This window comes from Roseobacter weihaiensis (assembly GCF_020622345.1).
In the GTDB taxonomy this organism is placed as follows: Bacteria; Pseudomonadota; Alphaproteobacteria; order Rhodobacterales; family Rhodobacteraceae; genus Roseobacter; species Roseobacter weihaiensis.
In genome coordinates, this window is record NZ_JACNMO010000029.1 from 39,721 (window position 1) to 65,703 (window position 25,983).

The window sequence follows — 25,983 nt, forward strand, 5'->3', positions numbered from 1 at the left end:
TCCCTCGTAAGCACATCGCTGGCAGAAACTACCACGCAAAAACTAGTCTCTAAGAGGTGATGTCTCGGTTAACGGCCAGAAGATTTCTTGCTCTGACTTAGATAAAACTTGAACTATTTGAGCGACAGAGCCGCAAAATCGAAAAGCTTGGGGTCCAGAAGATGCGAGGGCCGTGCGTTTGTTAAGGCCCGGAACATAACCTGTCTGCGACCGGGGCTGTTTTTCTCCCAGGCGTCCAGGATCGCCTTGACTTGCTGACGTTGTAACCCGTCCTGACTGCCGCAGAGATCGCAGGGAATGATGGGATACTCCATTGCTTGCGCAAACTTTTCGCAATCAATCTCAGCGACATGTGCCAAGGGACGGTACAAAAACAAATCCCCCTCTTCATTGACCAGCTTAGGTGGCATCGTGGACAGCCGACCGCCATGAAACAGATTCATGAAAAAAGTTTCCAGAATGTCATCACGGTGATGGCCCAGCACCACCGCAGAGCAGCCTTCCTCGCGGGCGATGCGGTAGAGATGTCCGCGCCGCAGACGTGAGCAGAGCGCGCAAAAAGTCCGCCCCTGCGGGATCTTATCCATGACGATTGAATAGGTGTCCTGATATTCGATCCGGTGCGGGACCTGCATCTTCTGCAGAAACGCCGGCAGCACTTTTCCGGGAAAACCGGGTTGACCCTGGTCCAGATTGCACGCCAGCAGATCGACGGGGAGCAACCCGCGCCATTTCAATTCGTACAAAACCGCCAGCAGGGTGTAGCTGTCTTTGCCCCCCGACAGACACACCAGCCAGCGTGCGTCCCTTTCGATCATGCCGTAGTGCTCAATGGCTTCGCGCACTGATCGCACGATGCGTTTGCGCAGCTTGCGAAACTCGGTTGTTTTTGGCGCACCGGAAAAGAGCGGGTGAATGTCGTCGTTGGAATCCAGCATGATCGGGTCCTGCGATAGAGTTGCCTCTCTATAGTCCCAGATGATGTGAACCAAAAGCCCGATGCCCGCGTATCTTTCCCAAAAAGGGAATTGAAGGACATGCGTTTCGTGGTGGCGGTTTTGGTGGGGTTTGTTCTGGCGGGATGCGTTGGCAAACCGTCGCTTGACGACCCAAAGTTGTCTGATCGCGAATTCAATCTGGAGGAGTTCTTTGAAGGGCAGATTGTCGCCACCGGTCAGTTCCAAGATGTATTTGGCACGGTCAGGCGTCGGTTTGATGTGGTGATCGAGGGGACCTGGGACGGCGAGACGTTGCGGTTGGTCGAGGATTTTTCTTATGCGGACGGGACATTCGAGCAACGCATCTGGACGTTGCAGAAAACAGGGCCGCAAAGCTGGCGCGGAACGGCCCCTGGTGTGATCGGTGAGGCTGAGGGTGTTGAGGACGGGGATAGTTTCAACTGGAAATACCAGATTGATTTGCCGGTACCCGATGGCACGTTGCGCGTCCGTTTCGACGACTGGATGTGGCAGTTGAACGACACGCAGGTGTTGAACCGTGCCTATATGAAAAAGTTCGGTGTCGATATCGGTGAAGTCATCATTCTGTTTGACAAGAAGTCCTGATCGCCGAACTAGACCCTAGTCTGGAGGGAGCCGGTCGGGCACCGGGTCATACCCGCTGTTGCCCCATGGATGACATCGGCAGAGACGACGGACCGTGAGCCATCCGCCGCGCCACGCCCCATGCTTTTCCAGCGCTTCCAGCGCATAGACACTGCAGGTCGGCTGGTAGCGGCAATTATGTCCGACCCAGGGGCTGAAGAGCACACGGTAGAGGCGGACGGGCAGGGCCAGCAGGTGGGCCAGAGGCGTCATTGGGTCCGATCATGGAGTTTTGCGAGCGACCGTATCAGGTCAGCGCGCAGATCACAAAAAGCGCGAGAGGCCGTGACCTTTGCACGACCGATCAGCACATAGTCCATGCCCTCGCGCCCATGTTCTGGCAGCACCAGCCGGGCGATTTCGCGCAGACGGCGTTTTGCCCGATTGCGCGCGACCGCGTTGCCAACCTTCTTTGAGCAGGTAACGCCGATGCGAATGCCCTCTGCCTCGCCAGCAGACCGCGCCCGCATTTGCAGAACGAAACCGGGTGTTACAACGCGCGGCGCGCGGGCGGCGCGCAAAAAGTCGACGCGTTTGGTAAGCGTGCTTAAACACAAAGAAGCCGCAGCAGGCGGGGTCCCGTCGGCAGCGGTGCCGTTGGGAAGAGCTTGCGGCGGCGTCATGTCTGGCAGACCACGGGGGGTCAGCTTACGCGCTGAGGGATTTCCGGCCCTGCGCGCGGCGTGCATTGATGATCTTGCGGCCCGCTTTTGTGGCCATGCGCGCGCGGAAACCGTGACGCCGCTTGCGCACGAGGTTCGAGGGTTGATAGGTGCGTTTCATCGCTCCGTCTCCATACTGGGCTTCGGACAAAGGCGGAATCGGCCGATGTCCGGTCATATTCGAAGCCCGTGCTCTAAAGCGCATCCCGCCGCAAGTCAAACCCCCTTGGGCCGCAAAATGCACTGTTTTGCAATATTTGCCGCATAATCTCCCGGTGGATGTTTCAGGAACCGCCCGGACATAGGGTAAAAGCCAGCCTTTGCGTCACAGGCGTTCAAGGGCGCGTGATCCCCCTATCGCGCGCACCGCGCAGCCGTCATGTAATGTGTCAATTGCAACCCCTGCCCGGAAAGGCGACAGTGATGTCAGACATGACCCAAACCGAAAAACCAGGCTGGATGCGCCGGCTGCCTCTTTTTGTCATTCTGGCGGTCGCGGCCATCGGGGCCTTCGCGCTCAAGGATTACTTTACCTTTGAAGCCTTGCGCGACAATCGCGAAACCCTGATTTCCTTACGTGACAACAATCTGATCTTGGCAGTGTCGGTTTTTGTCCTGGCCTATATCGTGATCGTTGCGTTTTCCCTGCCGGGCGCGCTGATTGCAACGCTCACGGGGGGGTTCTTGTTCGGAACCCTCGGGGGCTCGCTGCTCAGCGTGACAGCGGCCACCATCGGGGCCACGGTGATCTTTCTCGCCGCGCGTCACGGGTTCGGCGAACGGTTGAAGGAGCGGATGGATGCCTCTGCCGGGACCGTCGGCAAGATCAAAAAGGGGATCGATGAAAACCAGTGGTCGATGCTGTTTTTCATGCGGCTCGTGCCTGTTGTCCCGTTCTTTGTCGCGAACCTTGTGCCCGCGTTCCTTGCGGTGCCTGTGTACCGCTATGTGGTCTCAACCTTCCTCGGGATCATTCCCGGCTCGCTTGTCTATTCTTCGGTCGGGGCGGGCCTGGGGGAGGTTTTCGCCCGCGGTGAGACGCCGAACCTTGGCCTGATCTTTGAACCTCACATCCTGCTGCCGATCCTGGGGCTGAGCCTGCTGTCGGTGATGCCGGTCCTCGTCAAAGCCATCACCGGCAAGAAAGACCTGTAACATGAAACGTTTGAAAACAGATGTCCTGATCCTTGGTGCGGGATCGGGCGGATTATCGGTGGCCGCAGGCGCGGCACAGATGGGGGCGGATGTGGTCCTACTTGAAGGCCACAAAATGGGCGGTGACTGTCTGAACTACGGCTGCGTTCCCTCCAAGGCGCTGATTGCAAGTGGCAAGGCGGCCTACGCCCAACAGCATGCCGGTCAATACGGCGTGGCGGATGCGCCCGGTGCCGCGGATTACGCCGCCGCCAAGGATCACGTGCAGGAGGTGATTGCCCAGATTGCACCCGTTGACAGTCAGGAACGCTTCGAGGGTTTTGGCGTCACGGTGATCCGGGAATTCGGTCACTTTATCTCTCCGACCGAAGTGCAGGCTGGCAAGACCGTCATCACCGCCCGACGGATCGTGATCGCCACGGGCTCCTCGCCGCTTGTCCCGCCGATCCCCGGTCTCGATCAAGTCCCGTTCGAGACCAACGAGACACTGTTCGAACTGCGCGAAAAACCCGACCACCTGCTGATCGTCGGCGGCGGACCCATCGGGATGGAGATGGCGCAGGCGCATATTCGCCTCGGCTCCAAGGTGACGGTGATCGAAGGCGCCAAGGCGCTTGGCAAGGATGACCCGGAACTGGCCACAGTGGTGCTGGACAGCCTGCGCGACGAAGGCGTTGTCATCGAGGAAGATGCCAAGGCCGCCGAGATCAAGGGCAAAGCGGGCGCGATCGAAGTGCTGACCGAGGACGGCCGGTCGATCAAGGGCTCGCATCTGCTGATGGCGGTGGGGCGCAAGGCCAATATCGACAAGCTGGGGTTGGCGGCCGCAGGCGTCAAGACTAGGGGCAACGGGATCGAGGTGGATGCGGGCCTGCGGACAACCAATCGCAAGGTCTATGCCATCGGTGACGTCGCGGGGGGCCTGCAGTTCACCCATGTGGCGGGCTACCACGCCGGGGTGATTATCCGCTCCATGCTCTTTGGTCTGCCTTCCAAAGCCAGGACAGCCCATATTCCCTGGGCCACTTATACCGATCCGGAGCTGGCGCAGGTCGGCCTCACCGAGGCGCAGGCCAGGAAAGAGCATGGCATAAATCTGGAGGTTGTGCGCTTTCATTACGAACACAACGACCGCGCCATTGCCGAGCGCAAGACCAAGGGCTTCATCAAGGTGATGGTCTACAAAGGGCGGCCTGTCGGCGCGTCGATTGTCGGCTATCAGGCGGGTGAGCTTATCAACCTCTGGGCGCTGGCGCTGGCCAACAGAATGAAGATGAGCCAGATCGCCGCCATGGTCGCCCCTTACCCGACGATCGGAGAGGTTAACAAGCGCGCGGCAGGGGCCTATTTCAGCCCGCGGCTTTTTGAAAATCCGACCGTGAAAAGAGTTGTAGGGCTTGTCCAGCGCTTTGTCCCGTGAAACGCTGAGACATGTTTAATTCGCTTTCAGGTCGGCTGCTTATCCTGACAACCATCTTCGTGATGATTGCAGAGGTGCTGATCTTTGTGCCCTCCATCGCGCGGTTCCGCGAAGACTATCTGACCAACCGGCTGGAGCGGGCGCAGATTGCCTCGCTGGCGCTGCTGGCGGACGATATGATCGACAGCGACCTTGAAAACGAGCTGCTGGAGAACGCAGGCGTCTTCAACGTGGTTCTGCGACGCGACCAGGTCCGGCAACTTATGCTATCGTCCGAAATGCCGCAGCCTATCGCCGCGACCTATGACATGCGGGAGAACAACGCGGTCGTGCTTATTCGGGATGCGCTCAGCCGTCTTGTCTCGCCACAAAACGAGGTGATCCGGGTGATGGGTGCGCCAGTGCGTGACGCTGGATTGCTGATCGAGATCACCATGGAGACCGCCCCCTTGAGGATGGCGATGATCGACTATGGCATTCGCATTCTGATCCTGTCGGCGGTCATCTCGATCATCACGGCGGTGTTGCTGTTCATCGCGATCCGCGCCTTGTTGCTGAAGCCGATCAAGCGGGTGGTGGGGCACATGCAGAACTACGCCGCCGCCCCAGAGGACGCGCGCCGCATCATCACCCCGACGGCCAGTGTCACGGAGTTGCGCGAGGCCGAGGATGCGTTGCAAAAGCTTGAAACGGATCTGACGCAGGCGCTGCGGCAAAAGGATCGCCTGGCACAGCTTGGCAGTGCGGTCAGCAAGATCAGCCATGACTTGCGCAACATTCTGACCTCGGCGCAGCTGTTCACGGACCGGATCGAGATGAGCGAGGACCCCACCGTCAAGCGGATGGCCCCCAAGCTTGTCGGTTCCATCACCCGGGCGGTGCATCTTTGCGAAAGCACACTGGCGTTCGGCAAGGCCGAAGAACCGAGCCCCACGTTGACCATGGTGCAGTTGCGGGATCTTGCGGATGAGGTCATCGAGGGCGAGATTTTGGCGATTGGTGATTTCGAACTCGATATCAGTTGTGATGTGCCCTTGATGATGGCCGTGCGCGCCGACCCGGAACAGCTCTACCGCGTGATTGCCAATCTGGTGCGCAATGCCCGGCAGGCGATTGTGGCGACCGGACAACCCGGCGAGATTTGCCTGGCAGCTTTTGAAGATGAAGACGCGTGGTGGATCAGTATCAGCGACACTGGTCCTGGATTGCCACTGAAGGCGCGCGAGTTTTTGTTCACGCCGTTTCAGGGCGGGGCGCGAAAGGGGGGCTCTGGATTAGGGCTCGCGATCTCGGCCGAGCTGATCCGCGGGCATGGCGGAACGCTGGAACTGACGGAAACCGGCGACAACGGGACACGATTTACGATCTGCTTGCCCAAGGGCGATGGTACAATGCCCGCCCGGACAGGCGCTGCGGTCGCATAGGGCGCCTGTAGGGGGCATGCCGTCGCGATCCAGGACAGGCTGGCTGAGAGCCGTTTTCCTATTTCCCCGATAAATTCGCGTCTTTAGGCTTGCATAAGAAGCCTCTCAGCACTAAACCCCGGCGCAGTGGACCGATAGCTCAGCTGGATAGAGTACTTGACTACGAATCAAGGGGTCGGGGGTTCGAATCCTCCTCGGTCCGCCACTTAATCTCTGTCGAACGTCAGATGACTTTGACCTTTGCGTCATAAACTGACCTGATCCGCTGCCACGGCCCATTTGGGTTGTTTCGTTTGATCCCGTTTCCCAGCCGGAAAATCGGGGGCGATTTGAAGGTCAGACGGCGCAGCCGCCTGTTCCTGCAAATCTGCCACGTGGCGAACGCGGAAGGGGGCGAGACAGGACAAATCGACGAGGTTGGTGCGGCCCGCAGCGGAGCGAGGACACGGCCTTGTCTATTTGTCTTGTCCGAGGGGGAGGGCGGCGCCCTCACCCTGACGGCGCAGGGCGTTTGGCTTGCCCAAATCCCCTAAGCCAAAGAAAGAGAAGCGACGCGGGACTGGCCGCGTCTCAGTTCAGTGATCGGTGACGGATGAAGAGCCATCGTTGATGCGTCGCCCGACGACGGCGTCGGGAGAGCCCAATGACAGTGATGCGCAGATAGCGCCCTTTGCAAAGTCGCGGCATCTGCCAGTCGGATGGCATTCCAATGCTGCACGAGCAACGAATGGAGCAGACCTTCGCCGCAGGTGCAGCCACCAAACGTCCCCGAACTGGAAGTCGGCGGGACTCTGCTGCCCTGCGTGGGCTAAGCTCGAAGGTCTGCTATCCATCGGGAGGTCGGTTCGGCGAAGTCAATGAATCGTGGTTGCCAGCAAACGGCAGACTGCAGTTTCCGCGCCGACATTTGCTGATCGAGGGTCGGGCCTTTCGCCCACGTCCCGTTCTCTTTCACAGCCTCATCCACGGTCCGGATCACAGGTTCTGTTGGAGACCCGAAGGCTTCGGAGATGACGGAAGTGATCCTGCCAACGGTGACACCTTCTTCAGCAACCGCATTGAAGTACCCCACAAGGTCAGAGCGTTCCACGAGGTCGCAATAGGCTCGGGCTAAATCTGAGCTTTCGATGAGGGGCCAGCGCGTCGCCAGACTCCCCCAGATTTCAATTCTTTGACCGGTCTTCGCAGCGGACAAGAAGCGAAAGAACACTCCACCGTCTCGCGTGTCATATACCATCGCCGGATGGACAATCGCCGTGCGCAGTTGAGGCGCGTCGAGGAGCATCTGGGCATGCGTAACCATCCAAGAAAACGCGGGAAGAGGGTTAAATGGTCGGTCTTCCATTGCGATCTCGTCGCCAGTTTCACCGTAGAGCCAGCATCCCCCAGTATAGATTAGGCGGGTCGGGGCGCTCCGAGTTTCTGCCGCCTGCGCCAAGGCTTTCATCGCTTTGGCGTCCACATCGCCCATATCTTCACCAAACGTCGCAGCAGCCTGAATGATCGCGTCGGATGAGACAGCCACATCTGCCCAGCTATTAGGTTCTGTAAGGTTGCCTCTGAAAGGCGTCGCGCCAGCGGACATGAGTAGTTTGTCGGACTTTTCCGAGCGGCTTAAAGCCAAAACTTGATGGTTTCGGCTTACCAGTTCCGCAACGACAGCCGTTCCGATTGTACCTGTACCACCCAATATGAATACTTGCACCAATTGTCCTCCAACTCGAGACAAATCGAACGTTTACAACCTCAACCTAGGTTGAGATCAAGCACTAATTTTACAGAAACGGACCTTCGCGCGCGCCGCAGCATTCGGAGGTTTGGGCTCACTGCCGCCTTGCGGCGGTGCAGTAGCGGTGTTGCGGCGAAACCCGTGGAAGAGATCCCCGCCTGATGACACAGCCAGCCCAAACTCGACATTCATGCAAGGCTAAGCGAAGACTATGCTGCACGAGCGAAAGACTTCCCGGAAGCGGACCTTCGATTCTGTTCTACTGGCCAGCGTGACGCTGCGTCGCGTCAAAACGGGAGCGAAGCGCAGATAGAGAACTTTGCAAACTCGGACGGTTGACGCAACGAGCCATGGTTTTGTGCTGCGGCGCAGCCCGCCGTTCCTGCCGTTCGCTGCGACTGCGAGGCTCTGGAACCGGTAAACTTACACAGTGCGGGACATTGCTGCCGTTCGGTGCTTAATGTAAATCTACTCCATGACACTTGAAGAACAGATTCACAGGTCAGCTGTTGAACTTGCTGAACAGCGTTATCCGACTGGATGGGCTGGCGCAGCAGCGATTAGGCTAGAAAGCGGCGAAATTGTAACAAGTGTTGCGCCGGATACTGATTTAGATGCGTTGTCACTCTGTATGGAAGTCGGCGGCATGCTTGAAGCGCACAAGCAAAACAAGGCTGTTACGCACAGTCTTTGTGTATTTAGAGATGATGAGAAAGCGGCATTCAAGTTTCTGACACCGTGCGGGATTTGCCAAGAAAGACTACGCTATTGGGGGCGTGATGTATTGGTCGCTGTTACAAACATGAACAATGAACTTGTTTTCAAGCGGCTTGGAGAATTGCAGGAATTCCATTGGTCGATGGCCTACGAGAAACCAACTTGAGTAGTCTGCACTATTGGGCTCACTGCCGACTTGCGGCGGTGCGGCAACAGGATTGCAGCGGAACCGCGAGCCATGGCTGCCGCCAGATGACGCCAGCCGATAGTGATGTAAATCGCTTTTTAAAAGTATGTTGTTGTTCCAGTCGCCACCTGATGCAGCGGTTTCATCTCCGTCAGCACATATTGCAGATGGACTATCAGTCCTCAAGAAAATCGTGAACTCGACCGAGTGTTCCAACAAGTCCATCGAAAAAACCCGGAGCGGTGACGTTTACAAGACCCTCTGGTTCTGCCACGTCGCCCTCTTCAAAATAATGCTCACCCGGCTGCTTAATGTTAAATGGCAGATCGGTAGCGTTGCATAACTCTTCGTAGCTCCCTCCGCACCCATGTTTCAGCACATTTACCGCCAAGTAATAGTGCCAGATATCGTCCGCGAGTTCTGATTGACCTGAGCCCACCAGATGTTTCTTCAACTTTTTGAAAAACGAGCCGTTCTGAAAATGGTGCTTCATCCTCGCTTCGAAGAGAGAGAACACACCGACAGCAGCGATCTCTACCTGAACCGTTGCCATTCGTAGACCGTTAATAAAAACGGTTTGCCCGCCTTGTTTATCCATTAACTCGAGCAATTCAGAAACATGCTCGTCGAACCGTCGTGCTGATACCGCTGCCGCTGAGAGTAGCAACGGCACACCATCTATCGCTCCCATCGATTTTCTCCTGTAGTTTGCGGTGCTGAGACCATTGTCAATCTTGGAAAATACTCAAACACGAAAGGGCTCGAAATCGCCGTTAGGTGCTCATAGCCTGAAGGTTCGCTTTCAGGAATAGCCAGACTTTGCAAAGATCGCTTACTGCGTATGATTGCCCCTCGTGTAAAGCGCAGCATCAGCAAAGGCTGCGGCGTGCCGTTGAATGGCTGCTTCCGGGAAAATAACTTAAACTCTTCGCACACGCAGCGGAGCGGGATTTGCACCCTATACGAATGTCGGCTTTGGGCTCAAAACCGTCATTCTCTGCCTAAACGACGAATGGCCACTTTATAGGCTGGGTCAGAAATGCTTGACGTTTGGGTCAGAATTGCGTGACATAGTTCGTCTGTTTCCTCAGGCTTTCGAGATCAATTGAGTCAAAGATTTGTGACGTTCCACAATCTCTGTAAGGCGACACATAGTTCTTCCTTTTGCGACAGAACCTTTCCTTTGCCGACGCATAGCTTTGCTTTTGATGAGTAGGGGCTGGCGGGTCAGACTTCCCCTCTCAAAACAGGTTTTGAGCGAAGCCCTTCAGGGCGCTCGTCTCTAAAACCTGCTCCCGGCGAGGGTAGGGGGGTAGCAAGTGCAACTCAATTCGATAGGGTAGGTGCGGCCCGCAGGCAGAGCCGAGGACACGGCCCTGTCTAATTGAGTTGCAGGCGCGTGGGGACGAAGTCCCCTAGCCCTTCACTAATAAAAAGGCGGGCGTATTTCGTTGAAAAACTCGCCCTTGATCGGCGGGTAAGTCGCTGATTGAATTCTGTTAACGAGCGGGAGAATTGGCGATGATGGGACCTAGGCAGGAAGCTCAGGCGGCGCTGTTTTACGAGTTCTCGCTCGATGACCACGTCCCTCAGGATCACCTGCTGCGGTCGATTGATCGGTTCGTCGATCTCGACGGTATTCGCACCCATCTTGCCCACTTCTACAGCCACACAGGGCGACCCTCGACCGATCCCGAACTGCTGATCCGTATGCTAATCGTCGGCTACTGCTTCGGCATCCGGTCCGAGCGTCGGCTCTGCGAGGAGGTGCACTTGAACCTCGCATATCGATGGTTCTGTCGGCTCGACTTGGCCGACCGCGTTCCCGACCATTCCACCTTTTCCAAGAACCGGCATGGGCGTTTCCGCGAGAGCGAACTGCTGCGCCATCTCTTTGAGACCACTGTCGCGCGGTGCATCGCGGAGGGTCTCGTCAGCGGTCAGCGCCTTGCGGTGGACGCCAGCCTGATCGAGGCGGACGCGAACAGGCAGTACTCGGCACCGAAAGAGGACTGGGACGTCGCGCGGATTGATGCGGACGCGGCCCCGCGCGCGGTTCGCGAGTATCTCGACACGCTGGACGAGGCCGCATTCGGAGCGGCGACACCGGTCGAACCGAAGTTCACGTCCTATTCCGATCCGGCCAGCCAGTGGACGGCTGCCAGGAAAGGCCCTGCGTTCTTTGCCTATTCCGACAACTACCTGATCGACACGGATCACGGCGTGATCCTCGACGTGGAAGCGACGCGCTCTATCCGTCAGGCCGAGGTCGGATCGACGAAGACGATGCTGAACAGGGTCAGAGAGAAGTTCGAACTGCGCCCGGAACGGTTGATCGCCGACACGGCCTATGGGTCGGGTCCGATGCTCGGATGGTTGGTCGACGAAAAGATCGCGCCGCACATCCCAGTGATCGACAAGGCCGGCCGCACCGACGGCACCTGGTCCAGGGCAGACTTCGAATGGGACGCCGAGAACAACCAGTACATCTGCCCGGAAGGGGAAGCTCTGAAGCAGTTCCGCCGAAACTACTCGGACCCCAATCGCGGCCCAACCGGCAAGGGCGTGGCCAAGTACCAGGCGCTGAAGAACACCTGCCAAACCTGTCCGTCCAAGCCGAAGTGCTGCCCGAACGCCGATGCCCGAAAGATCACCCGTGAGCAACATGAGGATGCTCGCGACATCGCTCGCGCGATCGCCAAAACGCCGCAATACAAAATCTCGATGAAGCTCAGAAAGAAGGTCGAGATGCTCTTCGCGCACCTCAAGCGCATTCTCGGTCTGGGACGGCTCCGATTACGCGGTCCATGCGGCGCCAACGACGAATTCCTCCTCGCCGCCACCGCCCAGAACCTCCGCAAACTGGCGAAGCTCTTTCCTGCACCGCAGCATTCGCGAAAAGCGTGACGGAAGAACGGCTTGTAGCCCTCCAAAGTCTGCGACCAGGCACCGTCCAACGCGTTGTTTTTACACAGAATCGGCGGAGAGCTGACTTTAGCTGCGGTGCTTAGATCGCTTGCGTGACGAACTAAAGCGGACATTCGAGGTTCCAATCGAACTCACCGTCAGCAGGACTTCAAGTCACTGACCTCCCGAGGCAGCTTCAACCTGCGCTTCGTACAACCCCATCAGAAAGTGGCCGCGCAGCCAGCCGGCGACGTAGCTGGTCACATCTGGATCATCAGCCCAACGGGTAAAAGAGTTCACTATATCTTTGAGTTGAACATTATCAAAACGGATCAAGTTTCTGAGTATCTGGCCGGTGGCTGTTGACGCTTTTTGGTGCATATGCCTTCTGGAAAACGCCAATGACGCGAACGCTGCCGCAGTCTTGACGTGGCTCCTGACATCTCCGCCAGTCCGTCCGAAGTATTCCGCTACCTGAGCGAAGCGGATCAACCCCTCACTCTCGTCAATCTCAAGCATTTTAACCAACGTTGGCGCGGTGAGGCCGATGTAAGAGTGCCGCAATTCAGCAAGAGTAAGCAGGGCTTCGGCTTTTTCTTCGTCTGTGATCAAGCAATGTTCAAGTAGATGCTCCAATAGGGCGTCCAAACCGAACGCATCTGTTTCCATCACTCCCACTGCAATTTGCCTTAGGCGCAAGTCCGCACTGAGCAAAGACGCACCCTCACGGCGTGCCACGCTTAACGTATCAAACTGCGTTCCGAGAAATTCAGATAACTGCCTGATCTCGGTGGATACATCGTCTGAAGCCTCGATTCCGACAACCGAAGCGTTTTTTCTGATGTCCGCAACAACGTCCGAAAAATCTGCCACGTAAGCATCAATGACCTCGGCGGATTGATGAATAGGTACCAGCTCATCACCCTCAGAACTTGCGGTGATACGCCCATCCTCGTGTTTCCTCAGGTCTTCAATCTTCGCAGCGAGTTCATCCAAAAGTGATGCTGGTGCGATCACGCGTTGAAAGGCCTGTGCGGTTGCGCCAAGAAGCCGGAGCTTGCTAAGAACCCACGCCGTATAAGTATCTAAAACCACCCCCTTTTCTGCGGCCTGCTTTGCACGAGCCATCTCAACACTTGCATCCTGGGTAAGGCCGGTTGCGCTGAATACCTGTTGCCCGCTTTGCGCCATATGTAACGCGAAATCGATTGCGTCCCCACCTCCTGTCGAGGCAACAGCTGCGAGCGGCATCGGGTTCTCTCGATAGAGCTTTTCGACCCTCTCAACTTCTGCGCGACGCGCCTTAACAGTCTCAAGAATTGGCGTAAGGTCGTTGTCCACAATCGTTAGGGAATAGAATGAGCCGTTCTCTGGGAAACGATCTTGAATCGAGCGCGACAGATCATGAAACAGGTGCAGGTATTTGGACTTAACCTCTTCAACGCGCCAGCGAAAACGGCTTGGACCGCTTTCCGTTTCGAACTCATCGCCGACCTGCAATCCGAGCGTTCTAGATACAATCTGGTGATCTTCAGCAAGGTGACTTGGCAGATCTTGCGATTCAGAATCGATGACAAACTGCATGGGGTCACCGCTCTCACGGGACAGGCGAACGAAGCTATCAGGCACGACCGTCACACTTTCGGGCATAGGCGGTGCTTTGGAGCCGAAAGCGTCGCCTAGGAGCAGCCCAACATAGGACAGGCAAACCCCTAGGTCGTGCTGATTGCGGACAGCGATTTCATAGGCGTGGTCCAAAGCGTCACTTCGGCCACTGCGCCACATCAACTGCGCGAGATCCATCTGGTCCCTGAGCCCGCCTGTCAGCTGACTCAGGACCACATCTGAAAGTAGACTCTCCGCTTGCGCGACCTTGCCGGCTCTGGAAAGTGCCTGCCAGAGTGCAAGATACGTTTGCGCCCGTTTCGGGTCGGCCGCGATCGCGCGGCGGAACCACGGTACTGCCTCGTCCGGTCTACGCCGATTCAAATGGAAGTGTCCACCAGCCCTTTGAATTTCTTCATCCGCGTTCGCCGCCTTCCGAACTTCACTGAAGAAGTTCACGCCGGTCGCGAGCGGCACTGAAGTGCTGGCATAGGCAAGGGCGAGAGCTCGCCGTTCAGATGTGGCTGTGCGGGTGTCGACATGGCCCTCCAAAAGCTCCACCGCGCGTTCTGGTATGTCACGGTTCATGCATTCAAAAGCAAGCCGGATCCTCGCATCGTGATCGTTCGCGAGATCCGCTGTTAGTGCCCGTTCGAAGGCTCTTTCTGAAGCCGCCTCTTCTCCGACACTTCGGGCAAGTCGGCTTAGGACAAGATCTGCGTGCGCATCAGGATCGGTATTATGCAGGACTTTAGCAAAAGCATCGTCGCGCTTGTCGTCTGGTTCAAGCGCTGCACGCAGCATTTCTGCCATGTAGTCCGAAGCAATTCTGCTTTGCCCCTCGAGTTGATCACCATCCAACTCAAGGATTTCCAAAGCTTCGACCCAGCTTTCGGACCGCAGCGCGTTTTCTAACCTTGGAGCCGAGTCTCCAGGAAACCGATCCGCCAGCGCAGCTTCGAGAAGGTCATCGTCGTCGGTGTCTATCGCGAAAATCGCTACCGCACGACGCGCGCTATTGTCTTGAAAAGCGATGCTCTTATTCGCGTTGATCAGCCGTTTCCCTTCGTCACTGCGCCCGCAGAAATGCAGCGCCATCAACGTGTTTTGAAACAGGACGATATCGGGAGCTGCTACAAAGGCCTCTGAAGTAGCGTGATCCTGCCATTGCGCGAGTAACACTTTAGCCGCGTCCTGCGTCCGCGGTTGAGCCAGAGCAAGTTCCCGTGCGGCTACGCTGCCATTTTGCTTCAGTTGTACAGCATCATCTATGTCGGCTTCTGCGACAGCGCGCGAAAGGCCTTTTGAGTCCGGATTAAGTGCCAATGAAGATCTTGCGATCCGCTTCCAACGCAGATCATCATGTGCTCGCAACGTGACAACCCGGGCGAGACTGACATCCACATGCTGAAGAAACTTCGCGGGAACATCGTCGTCGGGCACGATCTCACCCATAGCACTTCTGGCATAGATAAGATTTGCCCAATGCATGGGGTTTTCCGGTTCATCTGCGACTAACTGAGTGACCGTTTCGACAGCTGAAGCAGGGTAGTCCAAAATTAGATGGGCAACAACAGAATTGCCCCGGTGCTTGATATTCTCCGGATCAAGCTTGAGTGCATCCAAGAAATGCTCAGCAGCAGATCGATCATCGCCCAAGCCCTTCAGGCAGATAGCCTTCAAAGACTGAGCACGGGCTCGCGTATGCTCTTTAATGCATGGATCTTGGTCAAACCTGCTCGTTAGAAGGGTCAGCGCGGTCTGAAACTTCTCTTGATCCACCAACTGGCGATAGATCGCAAACTCCCCGTCGAATGGGTCGGCTTCGATAACGCCGGTGCCCTCGTCCTTTGACAACTTGCTGACTTGATCGACGGTTGCCTCAACGGTTTCCTTGAGTTTTTCTTGCTCAAGTCCCAGCTCGCGAGTTTTATTTTCCTGAACGTTGATTGCTTCACTGTTGCGGTTAACAGTTTTGCTGACTTCAGCGCGCCATTCCGAAGTTTTTTTGTCTCGCTCGGAAGGAAGGGCGTGCCGCCCAAGATTCGCTAGCGCGCCCCCGGCGACAGGAATCATGGAGACTCCAGCGTCTAGGAGATTGCGATTTGCTTCGCTGGCAAATGTACCCTTTTCAGGCGGTTCAATTTTTTGGGGTTTGTCCGCTGCCTCCTGTGGAGCTGGCACAGGAAGACCTTCCGGCTCAATCACTGCGGGTAAATTTTGAGCTTCAGGAAGCTTAATGGCTTCATTTTCGGGTTTCGTGTCACTCCGGTCGGTCACGCGTGTCAAACCAAATTTGAAGAAACTGCATAATATTCATTCGGCCTTCAGTCCTTAAGCTAGTCTGCCGAGGGAGCCTTTGATACGTCATGTCCCTCTGCCTCCACTTGGTCAGCCAAGTTGTTGGCTATTTCTCTTAGAATTTCTGCAATGGCTGCGTCTGCGGCTCTATCCTGTTCTGTAGCCGCCTCCTGTATTTCATTCATGTGCTGCAACTGCGCTGCCATTTCATCGAAGGACTGCTGCATCTGCAACACTGCTTCAGTGTTCTTGCGCACCGCATCATCATCATCTGCGAGCCGATTCTCGATGTTTAGCGCCACGGTCATAAAAAACATCAAGACGTTGACAATGGTGGCAAGCGTTACCATCCGCCGATTGAAACGAGCTTCCGTTTTGGCGTCAGCCGAGCTTTCTCGATACTCCGCTAGCATAGCCTCTTGCGCTGCAAGGCTACGGGCCAACAAGCTTTCAATGGCATCGGTCAAATCCGATGGGAACATGGCGTCCCGCAATGCCTGAGCTGCAGTTAGCCCCTCGATGTGTCCGCCGAGTGATGAAGTGATTTCGCGCATTTGGGCGTCGTAATCCGATCCCAAACCAAGCGACTGATAAACGTTTGCTGCACCGAATGCATCCGCTATGCGTCCGATGCCCAACGATTCCATTATGTCCAAACGCGGCAATACCATCGCCTCAATCGATTGGTGGATATCAGCTATGGCTCCACTTTGAATGCCAGCGAACGCACTGACAGGTTCGAGATAAACAGCTTGCTGTCTGCGCATTTCTTCCGCCAGACGGGACGCAGCGGAGAGACCGTAAACGTCGCCCCACGGCTCGGGCAGAGCGGTAATAGCTCCCAAAGCACTCTGTATCGCAGACGTATGCGCGGCATAGTCAGGCAAGCCAACGAAGGCAGATGAATGTGCTTGAATGTCGGGTAGAAGATCTCGCATCCGTTCTTGAACCGCAAGCATCTCAGAGAACGCGCCACGACCTGTTATCGCGTCGATCTGGTCTTGGATTCTTCCAAGCCCACTCGCATTAATTGCGTCTTGCAAGCCATTGGCGGATCGCATGGCTTTCTTGACTGCGGTCAGCCCGCCGATACCCTGCAAAGCTGGTGTCAGCATAGCCTCGCCGTCGGCTAATTCCTCGAACTGTTCTTTTAGTCGTTCACCCGCTGCCGCGCGCCTGTCATCGCTCATTTCCGCATCAAATTTGGAAATGTCGAAACCTTTGGACTTCTGCTCGTCAGAATCGTCTTCGCTCATCCTATACATCTTGCCTTCATACCGTCGCAATGCACACAATATAGTGATCTTGGCTGATAGATACTAGAAGTGACGACGTAGCAGAGACGGTCGACGGCATCGCTGAAACGACCAGCAGCTGCTGGTCGCTTGCCCTTAGTAGATTTGGCATCGCGGGGATGAGCCCTCATGGATACCAAGTCAAGTGTTATGGGTGCATTACAATCGCCAGCTTCCGACAGGTAAGAAGTCGGCATTTACTGCTGCACCGCATGACGGCTAGGCAGTATCGTCTGACGTCTGTTTCGAAGAGGCTACGTAGTTGTTCACCTCAATGCCCAGTAAGGGCCGGATGCCAGTTTGAATGCTCACGCAACCGGCTTGTTCGCTTCCTAGGCGTTCGCGAGGCTACGCAAATAGCCATCCGTTCCGTTGAAATAGCCAAACACCCCATCCATCACGTCCTTGAGTGTTACTAAGTTCATGCGATCCTGAACAAGCGGAATGGGATTTCCCAAGCGGTCACACGGGTATCGATGGGAAAACGAGCCAGGATCGACATTGCCGAACTGTGCGATAACGCCGCCAACAATCTGATCGGCGCGATCAGGGTCATCAGTACCAAATCCGTCAAGCACCTCCAGAAAGCGGGGCCAAAGCACATTGAAGTTATGCGAATTCCATACGGGCTCAATGCCAACTTGGTGGCCGTATACGTTAATAATGTACTTCAGGTTCAGCTCCAAAGCGTGGCGATACAAGAACAGGATCGGATAAATTAAGAAATCTGCCTCTCTCCAGTCATCGAGTGCACAGGCTACAAGAGCATCAGCTGACTTGCGGTAGCCCTCAAACATTAACACGAAACGCGTGAAGTCGTTTTCTGCTAGCGCCGCTTGATCCCCGCTTTCATCAACGTCGAATGGGTCATCTCCAGGTTGGGGCCAGCGAAACTCCTTACCCAGCAATTCCTCAAAGGTCAGCCGCTTGGCCATTTGAATCTCCATTTTCCACGGTTCGTTTCCTACCAAAACCCCATCATCTGACACTGGGGAATGCTGCATAATGCACGAATGTCATTGAGCACAAAGAATAGCCGCCTTCAATTGGACCGAAGAATACCCATATGTATTATCATCCAGGGCGAAGGTGTCGTGGTGTTCTAGTTAAGCGAATTGAATTGCTGAGCGGTATGCAAGATATTGAATTTGTAAAGAAACTCTTAGAATCCGACTATAGATTTCATCTTCCCAAGGAGTATCCGTATCCTGACTTGGAGCAGCTGATATCCCGAACTGTTTTTGACTTTCCAACGGGAACCGTCGCCGGGGCGCGGGACAACGGTGCCTACAATCGTGATGAGATTGGCTATCAGTACTTTCCAGATAGCAATAAGCGGATACTGGTACATCGCTTCATAGTGGCGGTCGCCTTAGGAAAATGGCCGCCACGAGATCTTGATGTACACCACATCAACGATAAGCCCGATGATAACCGACCGACAAATTTAGAACTGGTAACCCGAAGAGACAACAACTCTGTTCGTCGAGCTCCACTCAAGAAGGTCGCTGACCTTACGAAAGCAAACAAGTGGGTCAATGAGATCCCAAAAGTTGAAAAACAGACAATAAAGAAGAAGTCCAAACCCACGGCACAGACACCCGTTGAGGAGTTTGCTCGTGCTAGAGACAACGAAGACAGTAGGGCCGAGCAATCCTGGCGTGGCGAGACCTTCCAGCCGATTTTGCCTCATATGTACTCTCCATTGCCTGACGGCAGAAGAGTCCCGTCGATCGAAGAAACGCTGAGAAAATACTATTCGATCCCCGAGGGCACATCTTGGACTGGTCGACGTAAAGGTAAGAACGATTGTTACTGGGAAGCTACCACAGGTATTTGGTACTATAGAAAGCCAACATAAAAGGACGTTGGTGCGAAGGTCTGCTTTGTGGTCTGCGACTGCAGCATTGTCGATGGGTGCCGGATGTCGGCTCTGGGCCGGTCATACTTTTTGTGCCGATGTTGCGTCCCATACTTTGCAAAGGTCGCTTTCTGCGCACCACTGTCATTGGGCTCTCCCGACGCCGTCGTCGGGCGACGCATCAACGATGGCTCTTCATCCGTCACCGATCACTGAACTGAGACGCGGCCAGTCCCGCGTCGCTTCTCTTTCTTTGGCTTAGGGGATTTGGGCAAGCCAAACGCCCTGCGCCGTCAGGGTGAGGGCGCCGCCCTCCCCCTCGGACAAGACAAATAGACAAGGCCGTGTCCTCGCTCCGCTGCGGGCCGCACCAACCTCGTCGATTTGTCCTGTCTCGCCCCCCTCCGCGTTCGCCACGTGGCAGATTTGCAGGAGCAGGCGGCTTCGCCGTCTGACCTTCAAATCGCCCCCGATTTTCCGGTTGGGAAACGGGATCAAACGAAAAACCCCGAGGGGTCATGGTTGGGAATTGGGTCAGTTTATGACGCAAAGGTCAAAGTCATCTGACGTTCGACAGAGATTGTGGGGCGACACATAGTTTTTCCATTACCACGGTGCTAAGTCATTGATTTTACTTCCCCCAGAATTCTCAGTAACGCACCAATTTTACCTTTTGCGACTCAAAGATCTTCCATCATATTGGTCTAACTCAATCGCCGCCGTTGGCCACAAGCGCAGAAAAAAACCGGAATGAGCACACTTCGACCGATACTGCTCGCCGCGCGAATGTCAGCTTGGGCCGTACACCAACATTTTTGCTAGAGGTCATTTCTGGATTAGCGGTTATTGGGTTTGGTTGTCTTCCTCTCATTGTTCCTGGCGCGTATGCTAGGCCAACTGAGTCTTTTCCAACCAGAAGCAGAGTGAGGGCCGCATGAGCTTGCTTGCGAAAGCAACGTCGATCGTTGGGGGAACAGTGGCGGCGATGCGACGTCGAAACTCTCCTGAAGAACAAGCAATGGGCGAAGAGCCAAAGATCCCGCTTGCTCAGAGCCAAGGAATTATGACGCTCAAGATGCCGGTCGCGGAAGGTTGGAAAGATGGGCGTCTGCCAACCTGTGCCGAAGGACTGGACGTGAATGTCTTCGCATCGGGCCTTGATCACCCTCGTTGGATCGAGGTGTTGCCCAATGGCGATGTTTTGGTGGCGGAGTCCAAAGAGCAGGCTGGTCCGCCTAAAACACTAATGGATCACGCCGCGCAAGCTACGATGCGCCGCGTGAAGGCTATTGGGAAAAGCGCGAATCGTGTCACCTTGTTTCGGGACGAGGATGGCGATGGAATCGCAGAAACGCAGCATGTTTTCGTAGAGAACCAGAACCAACCCTTTGGCATGGCGCTGATTGATGATCGGTTTTATCTTGGCAATACCGACGGGATAAAGGTGTTCGACTATGTCACTGGGGCGACCAGACTTGAGGGAAATGGTCAAACCCTGGTCGACTTCAAGCCGCATGGGCATTGGACAAGAAGCCTTCTTGTGTCGCCGGATCAGACAAAGATCTACGCTGGCGTCGGCTCACTCACCAACATCGCTGACCAAGGTATGGAGGTTGAGGAAGGTCGCGCTGCCATCTGGGAACTCGATGTCGTCACGCACACGGCACGTGTCTTTGCCACCGGGCTGCGCAATGCGGTTGGCATGGCATGGGAGCCAACGAAGCAAACACTTTGGACAGTGGTCAACGAACGCGACGGGCTGGGCGATGAGACGCCTCCAGACTACCTGACTTCAGTCGTCGAGGGCGGTTTCTACGGATGGCCTTACAGCTATTGGGACAGGATTGTTGATGACCGGGTCGTTCAAGATGCAGCCAAGGTCGCGGATTCCATTGTTCCGGACTATGCGCTTGGTGGGCATACAGCGTCGTTGGGATTGTGCTGGATGCCAAGCGGTACGCTGCCAGGATTTGGCAATGGCATGGTGATCGGCCAGCACGGATCGTGGAACCGGTCGACTCTCAGCGGTTACAAGCTGATCTTTGTTCCATTTTCAGATGGAAGGCCGAGCGGCGCCCCCCGTGATATTCTGACTGGATTTTTGTCAAAGGATGAAAAGCTTGCGTATGGGCGTCCTGTTGGAGTGACGCTTGGCGCAGATCGCAAGAGCCTACTGATGGCGGATGACGTGGGAGATGTCATTTTCCGGGTAAGCGCAGGTTGAATGATGACGGGCCACTCAAAACTGATAAGGGCTTTCTAGAACTGGTTCCCGCCGTGCACACAGAGAATGACGCCGCAACCGCACATGCGCTTGCCAGTAGGATGACCACTACGAGCTGTCGATAACACGCAACGATGCTGCAGCAGGTCGTGTGTTCAGCCGCGCGGGCCTCAATGACTTCTGAGTGCACGAAGTCACTCGTGCTTCAACCTTCTCAACGGTAACAGTGCGGTTTGCGGACGCGGCACTTGCAGCCCATCCGCCAAACTGCAACCAAAGGCTGCTTACATGAGGTGCACCGTCACGGCCACAAAGAAGACGCAGGACGCCACCAACACGAATATGTGCCATATGGTGTTATGAAACGGCAGTTTCTCCCACAGGTAAAAAACCACGCCTGCGGTATAGAGCAAGCCGCCCGCGAATATCCTCGACAAAACCGCCTTCTCCGAGACGGAGCGTCAGATCGTCTTGATGACAAATAACCGTTTGAACGGCTGCGAATACTGCATGGCTGCCCATTCCACGATCTCGCAAATGGCGGGCGTCGATCCTCATGTCGTCGACCCCATGTCGGTGCACATAGGTATAATAGGGATCAAGCCGAGAGATCGCACGCTCAACCGAACGCCGTGACGGTATCGACAAAGTTGGTTTGCCCTGCCCGGCTCTCTCTTCATTGACACGGCGAAAGCGGTCCCGGCACAGGTCAGAAACCTGCTTCTTGGAAAGCCGCTGGCGCGTCAGATATGCTCCCATGCACTCTCCCAAAATACGCGTGGTCTCGAGACAAAATCGACCATCGCGATTGCCCGACCGATGCGTTCGCGGGACAAGTGCGAGAGGTGAACAATCCGCATCTTCGAACCGCTTTACCCAAGTCCTCAAGGTCTTTGCGCACGGTGGGTCGCGAAACTGGTTCTTTCGACCAGCACGCGGGTTCTGCCACTTACTTTGCGCCGCCCGTGCCTGCGCGTTCACATGCGCTTCAATCCTCGGGAGTATCGCGGCAATAGAGTCATCCGTCTTTCGGACAACACCTTGCGCCGCAAAGTCTAGATACCCAGTTACAAACGCATGGCGCCAAACGACCTCCGCCTGCTTGTCTTCAGGCAGACATCCAACGGCGATCACATTGGAGGACTGGCGAACATCTGTCCGGCCCTTGAGGAAGTGGCCTGGTTCGAAGGACACGTCTGATCTCAAGAACAGAGCGTCGAGTTCTTCAAACGTGTAGCTGATTTGGCGGTCTGACCTGGCCACCTCTTCGAACAGGTAACCAGAACTGGTTTGAGCAGAGAGACGGTAGGCTGTTCTCTTCACGACCAAGCGGTCCGCACTGGTGATGCGCATGCGTTTACTCATAGCCCACCTCCCCGGCGCACTAAGGTGTCGTGATCGATTTCCTGTGTGACATCAGCGGCTAGCAGCCCCTCGTAAATCGCAATGAATATAGCTCGAAAACCCTCGGGCCCCGCGCCGAGAGCCATTTGCACGTCTTGGAACTTTTGGGGGAACCGCAACGTCACGATCACAGCCAGCAGGTGGCGCATAAGGTGTTCGTTTCGGTTTTTTCGGAACGCAATGTAGCGTTCTGCATTCATGGCTTCCGCCCTGCCGAAGTCCCGATCTGTGATGAGGATCACGTCATCAGCAAAATCCTTCGTCATCGCGGCGCGAATAGCCGAAAGCTCCTGTGCGAAGCACGTGTTGATGACTCGTTTAGCCGGCTTGACGACAACGGCAAGTCGTCGCCCCGACCTCAACGTTACAAGAAAATCGAAGACATGGTGTCGCCGACGCCCCCGGGCATCGTGATAGATGAACGCTTCGGGTTGCTCGCGCACATCCCAAGTGGATCGTTTGGCGAGCAGGAGAAACAACACGCGTTGTTCAAGTTTGCTCTCAAAGTACATGATCCTGCTATGATCATCTGCGGGCAAATCGACAACGATCCCACCCCTTGAACTCGCTCTCGACCTTTTTGCGATCTCTCGCGTCGATCGGCTTTTAGCAGGCGCGACCAGTCCAGCGCCTTTGTCTTTTTCTTCGTGCATTCTTGTCTTGAAGAGCGCTGTCCACAGCTGGGACAGCGTGGTCTCCACCTTCTTCTGAGATCGGGTACGGCAAAGCCGCTCCTGTCACGTTCTTCGACGCAAGAACGTGGCGGTTGACTTTGTGCTCATGTCAGGGGATGAAGGTGTATCGGTTCTGCAATCGATACGTTCAAAGGCCTCGATGGGTTGCCGCCCATTGGGGCTTTTCCTTTTCCCGAAAAGGAAGCTTATCCGGTCATGGCTCACCTCCAGCCCTATGGCGATCCGGCCAAAGCTCTTCAGGCGTCATCTGCATGACGTCTGCGATGGCTTTTTCGATCCTGCGTGACCGGTGCTTGCCCAGGCTGACGAGCGACATCGAGGTACCGGACACACCCAGATCTCGCGCCAACTGAGCCAGAGACGTCCCCCGAACCTTGAGCTCAGCCTTAAGCCGTTCATGCGCAATGCGCGTTTCATCAGTGACGGCCATCCGCTCACTCCTTAGCAACAAAATCCGATGCAAAGCAGAGGATTTCCAGTGAAACCTAAAGTCGTAAGCCTCTGTTTTGCAATCTAATATTGACAGTCTGCCGAAATATGGTGGTTGGGGCCAAATGTTCCTATCGGGGGTCAAATAGCCCCTCTGAACCTAACCGTTTGTGTTGAATAGCTTTTGACGGTTACAAACAACCAATCAACGACAATCCTCTAAAGACCAAGACTTTGAGAGACCCAGATCTGTCCTCCTTTGAAGACAAATATCGAGCCGAGATTGCTCCAAAGCTTGTCGAATACCGGAACCGAGTGCGACTCAGCCAGCAGTCAGTTGCTGACCATCTGGGGATAGATATCAAGACATACCTGAGCTACGAGAAGGCTAAGCGAAGTTTTCCAGCGCATTTGACTCGGCCGTTCTATGAACTGACCGGAGGAGACCTAAGGCCGGAGCTTCCAAGAGATCCCTCCCCCGAGTTCATACATTTGCGGCAATTCTCTACGATCCGTGCATTTCTGGTCTTGCGCCAGCGCATAGGGCAATCCTTCGACGCTTACTACAAAACGTCACGATCGCTCATTGGCCAACGATCCCGCAAACCCGTTGACGTTGCTCTTTCAGCAACGGCAATTTGGGTATTCTTCCGACCCTTCCTCACCCCTGAACTTCCGTTGTCGGTAGTCGATCTAGGCTTCGCTGACTGGCTCTATCTCTCCTGTGTCGCGACGATGTTGATCTTGCTTTCGATCAAAGGCGTTCAGATTGGCACATTCGCGTTGTTGCGCTTGCGGATATGGGCGGTTCAAGCCGAACAATTTCGTTGATTTGCTATGCAGCCGTGCGACCGATGGAACTGGTCGCTCGTCGTCCCTCAGCATCGCAAACATCACAGGCTCGATCGGTGTTGCGAAAGCTTTGACACAAACCTACACGTGACGAATGGTGCAATTGTTGATCGTCTATCATTCGATGACCGGCGGGAGCAGGCAGATGGCCGAGGCTGCTGCCGAGGCAGCGCGGCCAGAAATCCAGACCAGACTGGTCGCAGCCGCAGACGCCGGACCCGACGATCTTCTCGGCTCCGATGGTTACATCTTCTGCGCCCCGGAAAACCTCGCCGCGATCGCTGGCGTCATGAAGGATTTCTTTGATCGATGCTACTATCCGGTGCTCGGGAAGATCGAAGGTAGACCATATGCGCAGATGGTCTGCGCAGGCTCGGACGGCGAGAATGCGGCGCGTCAAACGGCCCGGATCGCCCAAGGTTGGCGTCTTCGAGAAGCTCAACCACCGCTGATTGTCTGCACCCATGCGCAAACGCCGGAAGCGATCCTGGCCGAGAAAGTGATACCGGACGCGCAGCTGTCTCTCTGTCGCGACCTAGGTGCCGCCATGGGGGCCGGTATCAGTATGGGCGTTTTTTAATGGGTCACAGTACCGCCCAAATAAGCATTCGAAAGAGCAAGGGAAGATGACGCAGATCGACACATCGATCTTGATCCGTCGCGGCCGACGCGAGGACGCCGCAAATCTCGCAAAGCTTCACGTAGATGTATGGAGAGCGACCTATGCCTCTCTCGCGCCAGTGGAGGCTAAGACACTACTAGATGAAGCGAGGCGCCTGCCCTACTGGCAATCTGCCTTGGTTTTGCAGGAACCCGGAAAGGGAGTCTGGGTCGCCGTCGACGCAGACGAGGCGATCAGAGGCGTGATCAGTTTCGATGCGTCCGGCCACCCGGCGTTCGAAGGCCGGAGGGAAATAAAACATCTTTACGTGGCTCTGGACGCGCAGGGCCAAGGCATTGGGCAACGGCTTTTGCAAATGGCGATCTCAGAATGCAGGACCGCCGGCGCTTGCGGTGTCGCTCTGGCCGTCGTGCGACAGAACGCACTCGCAAGGCAGTTCTATAAGAAGATGGGTGGCGTCGAGATCGGAGGCTTCACTGACCCTGGGCCGCTGTGGCGCTCAGACAATATTGTAGTGGCTTGGGACAACGGTTAAGACGCGCTTACCAATGGCGATGCTGTTCTATAGTGCGGCATCCGGCGCCCGGGATCACAACGAAAGTTGGGTACCCGCAGCTGCCCTTTGCTGAACTCGTTTCGTTCGACAATCGGCCCAAAGCCGCCCTTGGACAGTCGGTAGGGATGCTGCGCTCGCAGCCCGCATAGCCGCCGTTCGCTGCAACTGCTCGAACTCGGCGGTGGCAGATGTCTGGACTGCGGACTTGGACGAAGCCGCTCGCGCGGCATTTGCGCACTTTGCGGGTGTTGATCACTGATGCAGCTGTTTTGGGATTTGGCAGACCTGCCTGACGATTGAGGTTTCTCAATCGGACAGGAGGTTCCAATGACAC

General features: G+C 55.8%; 23 protein-coding genes and 1 tRNA gene. 12 read left to right on the forward strand and 12 right to left on the reverse strand.

From position 1 onward, the window contains the following. Positions 1-113 precede the first annotated feature (113 nt). Positions 114-938 (reverse strand): tRNA 2-thiocytidine(32) synthetase TtcA, encoded by an 825-nt coding sequence (gene ttcA, locus H7847_RS22650; protein ID WP_227271767.1) that lies wholly within the window; start codon positions 936-938, stop codon positions 114-116. 99 nt (positions 939-1,037) lie between these two features. On the opposite strand from ttcA, the gene H7847_RS22655 reads away from it, so the two are divergent. Then, a complete protein-coding gene (locus H7847_RS22655) occupies positions 1,038-1,565 on the forward strand; it encodes a DUF3833 domain-containing protein (RefSeq protein ID WP_227271768.1) in 528 nt (175 codons plus the stop codon). A gap of 15 nt (positions 1,566-1,580) precedes the next feature. Here H7847_RS22655 and yidD read toward each other — a convergent pair whose 3' ends face one another. From yidD to rpmH, 3 genes are read right to left on the reverse strand one after another with little or no spacing between them, the layout of a single operon-like run. Beyond that, a complete protein-coding gene (gene yidD / locus H7847_RS22660; RefSeq protein ID WP_227271769.1) occupies positions 1,581-1,817 on the reverse strand; it encodes a membrane protein insertion efficiency factor YidD in 237 nt (78 codons plus the stop codon). Continuing rightward, the gene (rnpA, locus tag H7847_RS22665; RefSeq protein ID WP_227271770.1) at positions 1,814-2,227 is read right to left on the reverse strand and encodes a ribonuclease P protein component; all 414 of its coding nucleotides are present in this window, start codon (positions 2,225-2,227) and stop codon (positions 1,814-1,816) included. Before rnpA ends, yidD begins: the two co-directional genes overlap by 4 nt. A 25-nt stretch (positions 2,228-2,252) precedes the next feature. Then, on the reverse strand, positions 2,253-2,387 hold the full coding sequence (gene rpmH, locus H7847_RS22670; RefSeq protein WP_037911188.1) for a 50S ribosomal protein L34: 135 nt from the start codon (positions 2,385-2,387) through the stop codon (positions 2,253-2,255). Between the two features lie 302 nt (positions 2,388-2,689). Between rpmH and H7847_RS22675 the strand changes: the two genes are divergently transcribed. The 4 genes from H7847_RS22675 to H7847_RS22690 all read left to right on the forward strand — a co-directional run bounded on the left by H7847_RS22675 (position 2,690) and on the right by H7847_RS22690 (position 6,470). Further along, positions 2,690-3,421 carry a TVP38/TMEM64 family protein gene (locus H7847_RS22675; RefSeq protein WP_227271771.1) on the forward strand — a complete coding sequence of 244 codons (732 nt, stop codon included), beginning with the start codon at positions 2,690-2,692 and terminating at the stop codon, positions 3,419-3,421. 1 nt (position 3,422) lies between these two features. Next, positions 3,423-4,841, forward strand: coding sequence for a dihydrolipoyl dehydrogenase family protein (locus H7847_RS22680; RefSeq protein ID WP_227271772.1), 1,419 nt, complete (start codon positions 3,423-3,425; stop codon positions 4,839-4,841). Positions 4,842-4,852: 11 nt separating this feature from the next. After that, entirely contained in the window at positions 4,853-6,265 is a 1,413-nt protein-coding gene (locus tag H7847_RS22685; protein WP_227271773.1) for a sensor histidine kinase, read from the forward strand. A gap of 128 nt (positions 6,266-6,393) precedes the next feature. Then, a tRNA-Arg gene (locus H7847_RS22690) sits at positions 6,394-6,470 on the forward strand. 603 nt (positions 6,471-7,073) lie between these two features. Here the strand turns inward: H7847_RS22690 and H7847_RS22695 are convergent. Beyond that, positions 7,074-7,970, reverse strand: a complete 897-nt coding sequence (locus H7847_RS22695; protein ID WP_227271774.1) for an NAD-dependent epimerase/dehydratase family protein — start codon at positions 7,968-7,970, stop codon at positions 7,074-7,076. Positions 7,971-8,469: 499 nt separating this feature from the next. Here H7847_RS22695 and H7847_RS22700 point away from each other — a divergent pair, with 499 nt between their 5' ends. Beyond that, positions 8,470-8,877 carry a cytidine deaminase gene (locus tag H7847_RS22700; RefSeq protein WP_227271775.1) on the forward strand — a complete coding sequence of 136 codons (408 nt, stop codon included), beginning with the start codon at positions 8,470-8,472 and terminating at the stop codon, positions 8,875-8,877. Between the two features lie 196 nt (positions 8,878-9,073). Here H7847_RS22700 and H7847_RS22705 read toward each other — a convergent pair whose 3' ends face one another. Further along, positions 9,074-9,589 carry a hypothetical protein gene (locus tag H7847_RS22705; protein ID WP_227271776.1) on the reverse strand — a complete coding sequence of 172 codons (516 nt, stop codon included), beginning with the start codon at positions 9,587-9,589 and terminating at the stop codon, positions 9,074-9,076. A gap of 830 nt (positions 9,590-10,419) precedes the next feature. Between H7847_RS22705 and H7847_RS22710 the strand changes: the two genes are divergently transcribed. Then, entirely contained in the window at positions 10,420-11,805 is a 1,386-nt protein-coding gene (locus H7847_RS22710) for an IS1182 family transposase (protein WP_227271777.1), read from the forward strand. A gap of 174 nt (positions 11,806-11,979) precedes the next feature. On the opposite strand, the gene H7847_RS22715 is transcribed toward H7847_RS22710, so the two are convergent. The 3 genes from H7847_RS22715 to H7847_RS22725 all read right to left on the reverse strand — a co-directional run bounded on the left by H7847_RS22715 (position 11,980) and on the right by H7847_RS22725 (position 17,941). Next, a complete protein-coding gene (locus H7847_RS22715; protein WP_406676034.1) occupies positions 11,980-15,690 on the reverse strand; it encodes a tetratricopeptide repeat protein in 3,711 nt (1,236 codons plus the stop codon). Positions 15,691-15,749: 59 nt separating this feature from the next. Then, positions 15,750-16,967, reverse strand: a complete 1,218-nt coding sequence (locus H7847_RS22720) for a hypothetical protein (protein WP_227271779.1) — start codon at positions 16,965-16,967, stop codon at positions 15,750-15,752. A gap of 371 nt (positions 16,968-17,338) precedes the next feature. Next, positions 17,339-17,941: a hypothetical protein gene (locus tag H7847_RS22725; RefSeq protein WP_227271780.1), complete on the reverse strand. Its 603-nt coding sequence runs from the start codon at positions 17,939-17,941 to the stop codon at positions 17,339-17,341. Positions 17,942-18,138: 197 nt separating this feature from the next. Between H7847_RS22725 and H7847_RS22730 the strand changes: the two genes are divergently transcribed. Then, entirely contained in the window at positions 18,139-18,867 is a 729-nt protein-coding gene (locus tag H7847_RS22730) for an HNH endonuclease signature motif containing protein (protein WP_227271781.1), read from the forward strand. A 934-nt stretch (positions 18,868-19,801) separates the two neighbouring features. Then, positions 19,802-21,091, forward strand: a complete 1,290-nt coding sequence (locus H7847_RS22735; RefSeq protein ID WP_227271782.1) for a PQQ-dependent sugar dehydrogenase — start codon at positions 19,802-19,804, stop codon at positions 21,089-21,091. 357 nt (positions 21,092-21,448) lie between these two features. Here the strand turns inward: H7847_RS22735 and H7847_RS27380 are convergent, their stop codons facing one another. The 3 genes from H7847_RS27380 to H7847_RS22755 all read right to left on the reverse strand — a co-directional run bounded on the left by H7847_RS27380 (position 21,449) and on the right by H7847_RS22755 (position 23,620). Beyond that, positions 21,449-22,456 carry a hypothetical protein gene (locus tag H7847_RS27380; RefSeq protein ID WP_455115534.1) on the reverse strand — a complete coding sequence of 336 codons (1,008 nt, stop codon included), beginning with the start codon at positions 22,454-22,456 and terminating at the stop codon, positions 21,449-21,451. Further along, a complete protein-coding gene (locus H7847_RS22750; RefSeq protein ID WP_227271783.1) occupies positions 22,453-23,196 on the reverse strand; it encodes a TnsA endonuclease N-terminal domain-containing protein in 744 nt (247 codons plus the stop codon). Before H7847_RS22750 ends, H7847_RS27380 begins: the two co-directional genes overlap by 4 nt. 187 nt (positions 23,197-23,383) lie before the next feature. Then, positions 23,384-23,620, reverse strand: a complete 237-nt coding sequence (locus H7847_RS22755; protein ID WP_227271784.1) for a helix-turn-helix domain-containing protein — start codon at positions 23,618-23,620, stop codon at positions 23,384-23,386. Between the two features lie 233 nt (positions 23,621-23,853). Here H7847_RS22755 and H7847_RS22760 point away from each other — a divergent pair, with 233 nt between their 5' ends. The 3 genes from H7847_RS22760 (at position 23,854) to H7847_RS22770 (ending at position 25,628) form a co-directional block, all read left to right on the forward strand. Next, positions 23,854-24,450, forward strand: coding sequence for a hypothetical protein (locus H7847_RS22760; protein WP_227271785.1), 597 nt, complete (start codon positions 23,854-23,856; stop codon positions 24,448-24,450). Between the two features lie 115 nt (positions 24,451-24,565). Then, a complete protein-coding gene (locus H7847_RS22765; RefSeq protein ID WP_227271786.1) occupies positions 24,566-25,051 on the forward strand; it encodes a flavodoxin family protein in 486 nt (161 codons plus the stop codon). Between the two features lie 46 nt (positions 25,052-25,097). After that, entirely contained in the window at positions 25,098-25,628 is a 531-nt protein-coding gene (locus H7847_RS22770; RefSeq protein ID WP_227271787.1) for a GNAT family N-acetyltransferase, read from the forward strand. The last annotated feature ends 355 nt before the right edge of the window (positions 25,629-25,983 follow it).